We start from the raw sequence: 12,762 nt of genomic DNA, 5'->3' as shown, positions 1-12,762 counted from the left end.
CCGCCAATGTCCCATTGGCCCAAATTTGAAACACCCCGTGGGTGCTCGATCTCGATCGTTTTAGAGTTTATTGGGCTTACCCAATCGGGCACACAAAGCTGAAGCCGAGGCGCTTGATCTAACCGCAGCCGATCGGCGTGCGCCAAGCCACTATCAGGACCATCAAGGCATGACCCCCTCGCCTCCCTTTCTCGGCTTTCCCGACCGTCTCGCAGATAGCCGCGTCCCTCGTGCGGTAATCTTCGGGGCCGGTCACGGCAGCACCTATCCCGGCAACGACAGCAGCGGCTATGCCTTGGCCGCCAACGCCATCCGTGCTGCCAGCCAGGACGATGCCGCGTTCGTCGAGCACTGGGATTTCGATCTTGGCGGCCCGCTGTTCGACGGCAAGCCGGACTCTTGCGTCGACGCCGGCGATATCTTGACCACCATGCATGACAATGCCGGCAACCGGGCCAGGATCGAGGCAAAAACGCGCGAGATCCTGACGTTGCCGGCTGTGCCGATCCTGATCGGCGGCGACTGTTCCATGACCATTCCCTTCCTCGCCGGCTTTGCAGAGCACGGGCCGGTCTGGGTCCTGCAGGTCGACGCCCATATAGACTGGCGCGACGAGGTTCATGGCGAACGCCACGGCTATTCGAGCCCGATGCGCAGGGCAAGCGAGATGCCGCATGTCGCCGGCATGGTGCAGGTCGGTCTGCGCAGCGTCGGCAGCGCGCGCATCGCCGAAATCGAAGCAGCCCGGCGCTATGGCAGCCGCTTCGTGACCGCCCGCGAGGTTCATGCCCAGGGCGTCGAGGCCGCGCTACGGCATATTCCGGAAGCCGCGCGGGTCGTCGTCACCCTCGACTGCGACAGCCTTGATCCAAGCATCATGCCGGGCGTGGCGGCGCGTACACCGGGCGGCCTCACCTACACGCAGGTAATCGACCTGATCGCCGGCCTCGGCAGGCGGGCCAGGATCGCAGGGTTCGACCTTGTCGAGTTCTATCCTCCGGCCGATATTGACGGCCTGTCAGCGCTGACCGCCGCGCGCCTTCTCGTCAATGTGGTCGGCACCGTCGCCCGGCAGGTTTGATGTCAAAATCCCGCTCTTCGCCGCAGAGCGGCCCAAAGGCGCGTGAGCGAGCTTGCGGTTGAAATGCCCTTTTTGACACCTGGGTATTCGATCCTGCCTCGTCCGACCGGCTCGTCGCTCCAGACCAGGTTGAAAGCAATGCCCTTGAGCCCAAGCTCCCCGATCCGGCGTACGATCGTCTCCTGCAGATAAATATCGGATGTTCGCACCCCGTCGGCACGCTCGGGCAGCTTGAATATCTCGGTACCGCCGATTGCGTCCGCTCGAAGGACGAGGCTTTCGATCACCATGACGCCGCCATCGTCAAAGCGAACGATCTTTGAACGTTCCTCGTCCAGCGCATCGATCACGGTGGTGACATTGAAGAGCGATATTGGCTCGTCAGCAGGAAGCGGCAGGAATTCACCGTATGGTTGGAGGGTTGGCCGAAGCAATTTCGACGCCCTCGCTCGCAGGATGAGCACATGCTCGCCAAGCCATGGAAAATCTGAATATTGCCGGAGCGCACCGTCGTCGTGTTCGCGCAGGATCTCCATCCTGGGCGGATGCCATTGTGTCTGCTTCCGGCCGCAGAGCGTCGAAAACAGCTGGTAGTCGTCCGCCTGCCGAGGAAGGACCCATTCCTGTCCTTCGATCACGCTCAGGACATAGATATTCATCCGGTCCCCCGCACATCATCGCCTTGGTAGGCTCGGCCTGCTGCGCTGCTCTTCGCGCGCGTTCTCACCGCTGATCCGCGACGGCCATTTGCGGCACCGGCGGCAATTCGGGTGCATCCATCCCTTTGAAAGGGTCACGCCAGGCGTCGATGTCTTCAAGTCGACGGTACCAGCGGCTGACAGAGGGATAATCGTCGAGCGGCAGTCTGGCGGCGTCGTTGAACGGTAGGAAGGTCGCCATTCGAAAATCGGCATAGGAAACCGAATTGCCGACCAGCCACTGCCGCTCGGCAAGCACGGCGTCGAGTATTGCCGCAGCCGTATGGAATTGGTTCAGGCCCTCCTCCACCCGCTTCTGATCGATCGGGCCGATGCCGTACCGCTGTTTCGTCCCACGTTCGAAATGCACCGTGTCGCAAGCGAGTGCGAAGTGCTCCTTGCCCCAGCTGAGCCACCGGATCATCTCAGGTTCGTCATCGCCGGTGCGCCAGAAATCCGAATGCGCGTGGCGCGACAGCCTGCAGGCTATGGCGTCTGCCTCCCAGAGGCTCTTTCCCTCATCATCCACAAGGATGGGCAGTGAGAGGTTGGGATTTAACCGGCGAAATTTCTCCATTTGCCCGGCAGCGAATGGCGAGGCGAATTCGAAGTCCAGTTTCGTTTCGAGATAGCGTGCGACCGCGACCGCCAATCGAGGATTGGGATTGCGGCTGAAGTACAGCTTCATTGGGCACCGACGATCTGGGCGACCACGCAATAGTCGATCATGAGCAGCCTCTATGCAGCTTCGAAGTCAGCCCAAGCGCCCATGTATCCCAATGGATTGGGCTCGCCTTTCATCATCGTTTTTCGCCAAGCTTCCTGCTCGGCATTCATCAGAGCCAATTCCCAAACACAGGCAATAACAGGTCTCTTAACCGTGTCCATCGGTTCGGTTGCGGAATACAGCTTCCGATAGATGTGCTGACAAAGCACCGAACCCTGTATCCACCAGTGAGCTAAGATGGACACACCGAGCTCACCAGGATGAATGATCACAAAGCCCATGCCATTCTCGTCACCCTCGTCCGCCACACGCGGCAGAACCTCCTGTCGCACGAATGACTGCGCCAGAGTCGCCATGGGTTCGTCGATCTTTTTGTTGTCTGCGACGAGACCATAGACTTTGAGCTTGAGACCACCAATGTCCCATTGGCCCAAATTTGAAACACCACGTGGATGGTAGATCTCGATCGTTTCAGAATTCACTGAGCGCACTCCAATTGGCTATTGGCAGCAGACGTACCTGATAGCTCATCACGCGACTTGCACCCGGCGCGATCAGCATCAGGCCTGGTTTGTCGACAAAATCACCATCGAAATCCACCGGGCTTGCAAGGCCGTGCCAGGGTTCGATGCAAAGGAATGGCGCGCCGCCCGGCTTTGACCAGACGCCCAACTCCCGAACCCCTTGCCAGGACATTTCCAGAGCCGGGCCACGCTCGGCGGCATAACGCACGCTGGAGCTGGCGGGCTGGTCCATGATCATGGCGTCCTCGTCGAACAACCGCTCGGAGAGCGGGAGTATGTTGCCTTCGACAGGCGTGGGCTGTGGCGTTTTCAGCAGCAGTCCGTCCTTAAGGCGGCGGATCGGCGCCGGCTCATCATCGGCAAAGATCAGCCGGTAGTCCGTCTTGGCCTGATCCGGCTGCAAGGGCCAATTGAATGCCGGGTGCGCCCCGATCGATGCCGGCAGGAGCTCATCACCAGTGTTGGTGATGTCGAAAGTCACATCAAGCTGCTGGCGGACCAGCGTGTAGGTCACTTCAAGCCGAAAGGCGAACGGATAGCGCGCCCGGGTGTCGACATCGTCGGTGAGCACCAGCGTGCAGGATCGCGGCCCCTTCCGCGCCCAGGCAAACGGCTTGTCGCGCGCGAACCCGTGCTGCGTCATTGGATAGGTCCGGCCGCGATGGCGCAGATGATCGCCCGCCAGCCGCCCTACGATCGGGAACAGCACCGGCGAGTGACGCCGCCATTCCGGCCCCGCCTGCCACAGGAATTCGAATCCGTGCGCATCTTGCAGCGAAATCAGTTCGGCGCCCTGCGCAACGATGGTCGCCGAGATACCGTCGCCATGAAGCGTTTGGCTGTCCTGTGCCACATTTCCTCGCGGGTCGTTGTTGAAGGCCGGCGGTGGGCAGACTAGCAAAAGCGCTTCGGGACTCAAGGTGCAGCCTGGTTCTGCAGGAACGAATTGTGGCCGGAGGATCTCCCTCCGGCCACCTCTCCGCATCAAGAGCAATAACCCTCGCTCTTGCCCACAGCGGATAGTCGTTATTCGCGTTCGCCGGTGAAATTCAGCAGCAGCTGGAAGATGTTGATGAAGTTCAGATAGAGCGAGAAGGCGCCGAAGACGGCAAGTTTCTGGCGCGATTCCGCGTCGAAATTCTCGGCATACTGTTCCTTGATCGTCTGCGTGTCCCAGGCGGTCAGGCCGATGAACACGGCGATGCCGATCACCGAGATGGCGAACTGCAGCGCGGTCGAGCCGAGGAAGATGTTGACGATGCTGGCGATCACCACGCCGATCAGGCCCATGATCAGGAACGACGAGAACTGGGTCAGGTCGCGCTTTGTCGTGTAGCCGTACAGGCTGGTGGCGCCGAACATGGTGGCTGCGATGAAGAAGGTGCGCGCGATGCTGGTTCCGGTGAACACCAGGAACACCGAGGCGAGCGAGAGGCCCATGACCGCGCAGAAGGCCCAGAACATCGCCTGGGCACTCGCCGCGGACATGGTCTGCATCTTGAACGAGAACAGCATGACGAAGGCGAGCGGTGCCAGCATCACCACCCATTTCAGCGGGCTGGAGAAGATCGGCACGTAGAGCGCCGGCGTCGACGAGATCATGAAGGCGACGAGGCCGGTGACCACCAGGCCGACACCCATGTAGTTGTAGACGCGCAGCATATGCTGGCGCAGGCCCTCGTCGAAGACGGCTCCGGTTTGGGCGCCGGCGCCGACGCGATATCCCAGATTGGGGGTGTTCATTTGCGTTCTCCTTTGTGGATCGATCAGTAGAGCGTCTTGGCGAGCGTCTCTGCGGCGCGGTCGAGGTCGTGGACCTCGCTTCGTCCGACCACCGCATAAGCCACATCGCCGATCTGGAAATAGGCCGATGAAATGTCGCCCGAGGGCGCGATCGTTGGCTTGACGACGTCGAAGGTTCCAGGCCGGATCGCAAACAGCGACACCAGCCCCATGTCTTTCGTCTCGACCGCCATCTCGACGCTCGGACCAAAGCGGGACGGATAGATCTGCACATCGCGGACCTTCCAGTCCTTGGGCAGCGACGGCATGACGATGGCGGTCGCGGCGCGAATCTCGCCGGCGTTGTAATTGGGCGCCTCGGGCTGCGACGGCATGCTCTCGCGCACCAGCGTGGTCCTGTGGGCCCGCACTGCGTCGTCGACATAGGCGGGCGGCTGCGGCGAGGCGACGACCTTGGTCACCGACATCGGCCCGATGATACCGTTCGCCAGCCACCCGGCGGCGACGAAGACAGCAACCACCGCGGCGCGCTGCAGCACACCGAAGATGCGGCCGCGGGCAAGCCCCCTCTCCAGCCGCCGCGCGGCATCGGCGGTCGCGGGCCGTGCCATGCCTTTGGAGCCGGCAAGCGCCACGCGCAGTTCATCGCGGGTCCTGAGATCCGACATCACGCGCGCCGCCGCCGCCGGGCGAGCGGACAAGAATGCCTCCACCTCGATGCGGCGGGTGACGTCGATCTGGTCGTCGACATAGGCGTCGAGGTCGATATCCGTCACGGGATCGACAGTTGCGGTCATGAAGGGCCTCCAACGATCCTGAGGTGGTTTTTTGCCTTCGCCGGCTCCTCCATCTCGCGCAGTGCGGCGCGCGCCCTGCCGATGCGCGACATCAGCGTGCCGAGCGGCACGCCGCTGGCGTCGGCGGCCTGCTGGTAGGAGAGGCCTTCGATGGCGACGAGGTGCAGCGCTGAACGCTGTTCTTCGGGCAGGCTGAAAAAAGCCTGGCGCACCTGCGCCAGGCGCACCGAATGTTCCTGTGGTGCCGGCGTGCTGCCGTCGGCCAGGTATCCAGCCTGTTCGACGCGCGACGCCTCGGACTTGCGGGACCGCATCCTGTCGATGAAGGTGTTGTGGACGATCGACAGCAGCCACGCGCGCAGGTTTCCGCCGGAGCGGAAGGTGCTGCGCCGCTCATAAGCGCGCACCAGCGCGTCATGGACAAGGTCCTCGGCGTCGGTGCTGTCGCGCGTCAGCGAGCGCGCATAGCGGCGCAGCGAACCGAGCTGTCCTATGATGTCAAAGCGTGGCATCGGCGGTTTCATGTCCTGTTTACGGAGCATGTGGGGATTTTAATCCCTGCCCTGCCAATTTTTTCCTTTGGAGGACATCGTTCGAATGCAACGATTGTTGCCGGCATCAATCTTATCATCGGCATCGCCACGATGTGCCATGCCCGGTGGATCGTGCCTACTTCACACGCCTCTTCTCCAGCTTCCGCGCCAGTGTCCGGCGGTGCATGCCGAGCCGTCGTGCCGTCTCGGAAATGTTGAAGTCGGCTTCCACCAGCGTCTCGTGGATGCGCTCCCATTCGAGGTTCTTTATCGAGGTTGGCCGCTCGGCGAGCGGCACCGAAGCATTGCCCTCGACCTGGCCGAAAGCCGCTTCAATGTCGTCTGTATTGGCGGGCTTGGCGAGATACTGGCAGGCGCCGAGCTTGATCGCCTCGACAGCGGTGGCGATGCTGGCAAAGCCGGTCAACACGACGATCCGCATTTCAGGATCGTGTTCGTGCAGCGCCCTGACGCACTCAAGGCCCGAGCCGCTGGCAAGCTTGAGATCGACGACGGCATATTGGAAGGCAACGGTGCCGATCAGCGCCTGCACGCCGTCGACGCTCCGGCAGCTATGCGTTTCGTAATCACGCCGTTCGAAAGACCGGCGCAGTGCGTTGGCAAAGGCGATGTCGTCCTCGACGATCAGCAGCGTGCGTTTAGTCGGCATTGTGCCCTCGCGGAGACAGAGCAGCCAGCGGCAGATGCAACGTAACCGAAGCTCCCCCTTCGGTTCTGTTTCTTACGGTGACGCTACCCCCCAGCTTGCGGATGACATTGACGACCAGAAACAGGCCGAGCCCGCTACCTGGCCGGTTCTTGGTCGACGTGTAGGGCTTGCCGAATTCAGCAAGCATGGTTTCTTCAAATCCCCGTCCCGCGTCGACAACTTCGATGATGAGATCGTTCGCGTGGCGGCTGACGATCAAACCGACCCATAGAGGCGACGCTTCAAGTGCGTTGTCCAGTACATTGAACATCACCTGTTTGAGCGCGGGATCGGAGACGATCTCCTGGTTGGCGCCGAAACGCCTGGTGTATTCGAAACCTTGCGGCAGCCGTGTCGACTTCCATTCGGCCACCAGCTCCGCCAGAAAGGCATCGACGGAGGTGCGAACCGTGCCTTCGCCGCGCAATTCGCCCGACGACATCAGGATTCCCGAAACGATCTTCTTGCAACGGTCCAACTGGCCCTGCATCTCCCGGATTTCCTGCGCCAGATCCGGATCGGCCTCGAGAACCGGCATGCGCTGCCAGTCGTTGAGGATGACGGAAAGCGTAGCCAGCGGCGTGCCGAGCTCATGCGCGGCGCCAGAGGCGAGCAGGCCCATCCTGACGATGTGAGCCTCCTCCGCCGATTGCTGGCGCAAATCCGCAAGATGAGCGTCGCGGGTGCGAATGTTGTTCTGGACCCTGGTGATGAACAGCACCAGAAGCGTTGCCGCCAGGACGAAACAGATGAACATGCCCTGAATGTGCAGGCTGAACAGCCCGGCACCGTGTGCGGCGGGCAGGCTGATCTCACGGTAGAAGGTGGTCAGCGCGATGAAGCACGTGCTTGCAATGAGGACAAGCGCCCAGACCGACCATGTCTCCAGCAGTACCGCGCCCAGGATGACCTGGAGCAGGTAAAGCGAAATGAAGGGATTGGACGCGCCGCCGCTCAGGTAAAGCTGGACCGTCAACGCGGTGACGTCGAGCAGCAGTCCAAGAAACAGCTCGGTGTTGGTGATCGCGTCCTGGCTGCTGTGCCGGCGCAGGCTGGCGACGTTGAGAGCGATCAGCAGCAGGATCACCACTGCCATCGGCACCAGCGGCAGCCCGATGCCAAGCGCGTAGCGGACGAACAGGATCGTCACGATCTGACCGCCGACGGCGATCCAGCGCAGTTGGATCAGAAGCAGGAAATTCTGCTTGTTAGTCTTGTCGTGCAGCGTCATTGGGCCGGGAGGTCCCCAGCCCTGGCCAAGCAGGTCACTCAAGCGGGAGTCCGATCCAGGCGCTGGTTGAGCCGCAGCGCCAGCAGCGTGCATAGCGCTCCCGACAGCAGATAGGCGCCTGACGAGATCAGCCCGAAATGGGCGGACAGGAACAGGGCGACAATGGGGGCGAAGCCGGCGCCGAACAGCCAGGCGAGATCCGAGGTCAGCGCAGCACCTGTATAGCGGTAGTTCTTTGAAAAGTTCGAGGCGAGTGCTCCCGAAGACTGGCCGAACGACAGGCCGAGCAGGACGAAGCCCAACACCATGAAGACGGACTCTCCGACGAAGCCGCCATCGAGCAGCTGTGGCGCGAAACCGCTGAACACGGCAATGGCCACCGCCGAGCCTCCAAGCAAGGGCCAGCGCCCGACCCGGTCGGCAACGACGCCCGAGATCGCGATTGCCGCCAGGCCGAAGAAGGCTCCGATCGTCTCGATGACCAGGAACCGTGCCGGTCCCTCGCGCGTGAACAGGAATATCCAGGACAGAGGAAACACCGTCACCATGTGGAACAGGGCGAAGCTCGCCAGCGGCGCGAAAGCGCCGAGCACGACAGTGCGCCCTTCGGCGCGCAACGTCTCGCGGACGGAAGTCGGCTCCAGTTCCTGGCCTTCGAACAGTTTGGTGTATTCCGGCGTCACCACGATGCGCAGCCGCGCGAACAGGGCGACGACGTTGATGGCGAAGGCGACGAAGAACGGGTAGCGCCAACCCCAGCTGAAGAAGTCTTCAGCCGACAGATTGCCGACGAAATATGCAAACAGGGCACTGGCGACGATGAGCCCGAGTGGCGCGCCCAGCTGCGGGATCATCGCATACCAGCCGCGACGCTTTTCGGGGGCATTCAACGCCAGCAGCGAGGCAAGTCCGTCCCATGTCCCGCCCAGCGCCAGTCCCTGACCGATCCGGAACATGGCCAGCAGCCAGGCCGAAGCCGGGCCGATCTGGTCGTAACCGGGCACGAAGGCGATCGACACGGTCGAGGTCCCCAGCAGGAACAGCGCGATGGTGAGCTTGGCGCTGCGTCCGTAGGCGCGGTCGAGCGCGGTGAAGATCGCCGTCCCGATCGGCCGCGCGATGAAGGCAAGCGCGAAGATGGCGAAGGAGTAGAGCGTGCCGGTCAACGGGTCGGCATATGGAAATACGAGCTTGGGGAAAACGATGACGGAAGCGATCGCGTAGACGAAGAAGTCGAAGAATTCCGACGTCCTGCCGATGATGACGCCAACGGCGATTTCGCCGGGCTTCACCTCATGATGCCGCGCATTGATCCGTCTTGCGTCGGCTTCGATCTTCGAAGTTGGGCTCACAGCATTCTCCGTCGCCCCGCCGCGGTCTCATACGATCGCTTGCCATGTGCGCGGGCCAGATGCTTTGATGACGCCTGCCGCGTCATTGCGGCATTGGACAAATTGTCCAATGCCTTCATCGCCGCGGTACGGTTAGCACTGGGGGGAACAACCGACAGGTCATACATTGAGCCGTCTTCGTACCCTTTTCCTGCTGCCCCTGCTGGCATCGCTCGGCTCCTGCAGCATGGTCGTCCTGAACCCTGCCGGCGACGTCGCCGAGCAGCAGCGCGACCTGCTGATGGTGTCCACGGCACTGATGCTGATCGTCATCATACCGGTGATGGCTCTCACCATATTCTTTGCCTGGCGATACCGCCAGTCCAACCGCGAGGCGCGTTACGAGCCGGATTGGGACCACTCGACCCATCTCGAACTCGTCATTTGGGCTGTGCCGCTTCTGATCATCATCTGCCTGGGCGCAGTGACCTGGATGGGCACCCACCTGCTCGACCCCTATCGTCCGATCGGACGTGTAGCGGCCGGCAAGCCGCTGCCGCCGGACGTGCGCCCGCTTGAGGTCGAAGTCGTCGCGCTCGACTGGAAATGGCTGTTCATTTATCCGGAATACGGCGTCGCCGTGGTCAACGAACTGGCTGCGCCGGTCGACCGGCCGATCAGCTTTCGCATCACCTCCGCATCGGTGATGAACTCCTTCTACATTCCAGCACTGGCCGGCCAGATCTATGCGATGCCGGGTATGGAAACCAGGCTGCACGCCGTCATCAACAAGTCCGGCGACTATGAAGGGTTCTCTGCCAATTACAGCGGCGCCGGCTTCTCGGGAATGCGCTTCGCGTTCCACGGCCTCGACGATGCCGGTTTCCAGGCATGGATCGCGAAGGCAAAGGACAGCGGCGGCAAGCTCGACCGAAACGGCTATCTGGAGCTCGAACAGCCCAGCGAGAACCAACCCGTGCGCCACTATGCGGCGGTGGATAGCGATCTCTACAAGGCGATCCTCAATATGTGCGTCGAGCCCGGCAAGATGTGCATGAGCGAGATGTCGCAGATCGATGCCAAGGGCGGTCTGGGAATGGCCGGCATCCGCAACACGCTTCCGCTGCTGTATGACAAGTTCGCCCGGCGCGGCACGATATTCGGCCCTGCCCCATCCTATGTCGCCAGCATATGCACGACCGAAGAAGCACTGGCCGCTTCGAAGGCTGATCAATCCGCCACGCCGATGACCTCGACGCCGATAGTCGGCGCTGGTCTGCAACGGCCACTGCCCCTGTCGATCCGACTGCCGTCACCTTCCGCAACCGGCACGCTTCGGTCGCCCTTCAACTCCTGAGGCGCCACGCAAGACATGTTCGACAATCCTGCTCTTCTCAAGGCGATCTTCGGCCGGCTTACGCTCGAGTCGCTGCCGCTGCACGAGCCCATCGTGGTCGCGACCTTCATAGTCGTCGCGCTGGGCGGCATCGCCCTCGTCGGCGCGCTGACCTATTTCAAGCTCTGGGGCTATCTGTGGCGCGAATGGTTCACCAGCGTCGACCACAAGCGCATCGGTGTGATGTACATGGTGCTCGGCATCGTCATGCTGCTGCGCGGCTTCAGCGACGCCATCATGATGCGGCTCCAGCAGGCGATGGCCTTCGGCGGTTCGGAAGGCTATCTCAATTCGCATCATTATGACCAGATCTTCACCGCGCACGGCGTCATCATGATCTTCTTCGTGGCGATGCCGCTGGTGACGGGCCTGATGAATTTCGTCGTCCCGCTGCAGATCGGCGCGCGCGACGTGTCGTTTCCGTTCCTCAACAATTTCAGCTTCTGGATGACGGTCGGCGGCGCGGTCATCGTCATGATGTCGCTGTTCGTCGGCGAATTCGCGCGCACCGGCTGGCTCGCCTACCCGCCGCTGTCGGGTATCGGCTACAGTCCCGATGTCGGTGTCGATTATTATATCTGGGCGCTGCAAGTGGCGGGCGTCGGCACGCTGCTGTCGGGCGTGAACCTGGTCTGCACCATCGTCAAGATGCGCGCGCCTGGCATGACCATGATGAGAATGCCGATCTTCACCTGGACCGCGCTCTGCACAAATGTGCTCATCGTCGCCGCCTTCCCGGTGCTGACGGCGGTGCTGGCCCTGCTGGCTCTCGACCGCTATGTCGGCACCAACTTCTTCACGAACGACTTCGGCGGCAATCCGATGATGTACGTGAACCTGATCTGGATCTGGGGCCACCCCGAGGTCTACATCCTGATCCTGCCGGCCTTCGGCATATTTTCCGAAGTGACCTCGGCCTTCTGCGGCAAGCGGCTCTTTGGCTACACCTCGATGGTCTACGCCACCATCGTCATCACCATCCTGTCCTATCTCGTCTGGCTGCATCACTTTTTCACCATGGGGTCGGGAGCGAGCGTCAACTCGTTCTTCGGCATCACCACGATGATCATTTCGATCCCGACAGGCGCCAAGATATTCAACTGGCTGTTCACCATGTACCGCGGCCGCATCCGCTTCGAACTGCCGATGATGTGGACAGTCGCCTTCATGCTGACCTTCACTGTCGGCGGCATGACCGGCGTGCTGCTCGCGGTTCCGCCGGCCGACTTCGTGCTCCACAACAGCCTGTTCCTGGTCGCGCATTTCCACAACGTCATCATCGGCGGCGTGCTGTTCGGCCTGTTTGCCGGTATCAGCTACTGGTTCCCCAAGGCATTCGGCTTCCGGCTCGATCCGTTCTGGGGAAAGATGTCCTTCTGGTTCTGGGTGGTCGGCTTCTGGTTCGCCTTCATGCCGCTGTACATCCTCGGCCTGATGGGCGTAACGCGCCGGCTACGCACCTTCGAGGATCCCTCGCTGCAGATCTGGTTCATCATCGCCGCTTTTGGCGCCTTCCTGATCCTGCTTGGTATCCTGTCCTTCCTCATCCAGATCTTCGTCAGCGTGCGCCGGCGCGAGCAGCTTCGCGACGACACCGGTGATCCGTGGGACGGGCGTACACTCGAATGGGCAACCTCGTCGCCGCCCCCGGCCTACAATTTCGCCTTTACGCCGGTCGTCCACGATCTCGACACCTGGGCGGACATGAAGAATCGCGGTTACCAGCGTCCGTTGACGGGCTTCCACGACATCCACATGCCGCGCAACACCGGAGCCGGCGTCATTCTGGCTGGGTTGAGCGTGGTGCTTGCCGTGGCACTCATCTGGTACATCTGGTGGCTGGCGATCGTGAGCTTCGTTGCTCTGATCGGCTACGCCATCGCGCATACCTTCAATTACGACCGGGACTTCCACATTCCGTCCAGCGACGTCACCCGCGTCGAGGACGAGCGGACACGCCTGCTCGCAGCCACCAGCCAGGCGGGATGAGCA

At 61.8% G+C, this 12,762-nt stretch carries 13 protein-coding genes; 3 read left to right on the top strand and 10 right to left on the bottom strand.

Annotation, left to right across the window (positions count from 1 at the left end; genetic code table 11):
- The first annotated feature begins 169 nt into the window (after nt 1-169).
- On the top strand, nt 170-1,081 hold the full coding sequence (locus M729_RS0127585) for an agmatinase (RefSeq protein ID WP_027163487.1): 912 nt from the start codon (nt 170-172) through the stop codon (nt 1,079-1,081).
- A 2-nt stretch (nt 1,082-1,083) separates the two neighbouring features.
- Here the strand turns inward: M729_RS0127585 and M729_RS0127580 are convergent, their stop codons facing one another.
- From M729_RS0127580 to M729_RS0127535, 10 genes are all read right to left on the bottom strand, one after another.
- On the bottom strand, nt 1,084-1,740 hold the full coding sequence (locus tag M729_RS0127580) for a DUF1629 domain-containing protein (protein WP_027163486.1): 657 nt from the start codon (nt 1,738-1,740) through the stop codon (nt 1,084-1,086).
- Nucleotides 1,741-1,804: 64 nt separating this feature from the next.
- On the bottom strand, nt 1,805-2,467 hold the full coding sequence (locus M729_RS0127575; RefSeq protein WP_024505208.1) for a glutathione S-transferase family protein: 663 nt from the start codon (nt 2,465-2,467) through the stop codon (nt 1,805-1,807).
- Between the two features lie 50 nt (nt 2,468-2,517).
- Complete coding sequence (locus M729_RS0127570) at nt 2,518-2,988, bottom strand: hypothetical protein (RefSeq protein WP_027163485.1); 471 nt, start codon at nt 2,986-2,988, stop codon at nt 2,518-2,520.
- On the bottom strand, nt 2,978-3,883 hold the full coding sequence (locus M729_RS0127565; RefSeq protein ID WP_027163484.1) for an aldose 1-epimerase family protein: 906 nt from the start codon (nt 3,881-3,883) through the stop codon (nt 2,978-2,980). The genes M729_RS0127570 and M729_RS0127565 overlap by 11 nt, the downstream gene beginning before the upstream one ends.
- Nucleotides 3,884-4,056: 173 nt before the next feature.
- On the bottom strand, nt 4,057-4,773 hold the full coding sequence (locus tag M729_RS0127560) for a Bax inhibitor-1/YccA family protein (protein WP_027163483.1): 717 nt from the start codon (nt 4,771-4,773) through the stop codon (nt 4,057-4,059).
- A gap of 23 nt (nt 4,774-4,796) precedes the next feature.
- Nucleotides 4,797-5,570, bottom strand: a complete 774-nt coding sequence (locus M729_RS0127555) for an anti-sigma factor (RefSeq protein WP_027163482.1) — start codon at nt 5,568-5,570, stop codon at nt 4,797-4,799.
- Nucleotides 5,567-6,082, bottom strand: a complete 516-nt coding sequence (locus M729_RS0127550) for a sigma-70 family RNA polymerase sigma factor (protein ID WP_224674198.1) — start codon at nt 6,080-6,082, stop codon at nt 5,567-5,569. The genes M729_RS0127555 and M729_RS0127550 overlap by 4 nt, the downstream gene beginning before the upstream one ends.
- Nucleotides 6,083-6,239: 157 nt before the next feature.
- Nucleotides 6,240-6,773 carry a response regulator transcription factor gene (locus M729_RS0127545; protein ID WP_024505205.1) on the bottom strand — a complete coding sequence of 178 codons (534 nt, stop codon included), beginning with the start codon at nt 6,771-6,773 and terminating at the stop codon, nt 6,240-6,242.
- Nucleotides 6,763-8,085: an ATP-binding protein gene (locus tag M729_RS0127540; protein ID WP_024505204.1), complete on the bottom strand. Its 1,323-nt coding sequence runs from the start codon at nt 8,083-8,085 to the stop codon at nt 6,763-6,765. The genes M729_RS0127545 and M729_RS0127540 overlap by 11 nt, the downstream gene beginning before the upstream one ends.
- Nucleotides 8,082-9,395, bottom strand: coding sequence for an MFS transporter (locus tag M729_RS0127535; protein ID WP_024505203.1), 1,314 nt, complete (start codon nt 9,393-9,395; stop codon nt 8,082-8,084). Before M729_RS0127535 ends, M729_RS0127540 begins: the two co-directional genes overlap by 4 nt.
- A 166-nt stretch (nt 9,396-9,561) precedes the next feature.
- Between M729_RS0127535 and cyoA the strand changes: the two genes are divergently transcribed.
- Both cyoA and cyoB read left to right on the top strand, forming a co-directional pair.
- Nucleotides 9,562-10,731 (top strand): ubiquinol oxidase subunit II, encoded by a 1,170-nt coding sequence (gene cyoA / locus M729_RS0127525; RefSeq protein WP_027163479.1) that lies wholly within the window; start codon nt 9,562-9,564, stop codon nt 10,729-10,731.
- 15 nt (nt 10,732-10,746) lie between these two features.
- Nucleotides 10,747-12,759, top strand: a complete 2,013-nt coding sequence (gene cyoB / locus M729_RS0127520) for a cytochrome o ubiquinol oxidase subunit I (RefSeq protein ID WP_024505201.1) — start codon at nt 10,747-10,749, stop codon at nt 12,757-12,759.
- Nucleotides 12,760-12,762: the final 3 nt, after the last annotated feature.

It is taken from the genome of Mesorhizobium sp. WSM1293 (assembly GCF_000513875.1).
GTDB classification, from domain to species: Bacteria; Pseudomonadota; Alphaproteobacteria; order Rhizobiales; family Rhizobiaceae; genus Mesorhizobium; species Mesorhizobium ciceri.
Note: the sequence above shows the minus strand (reverse complement) of the source record. Positions and strands in the feature narration are given on the sequence as shown.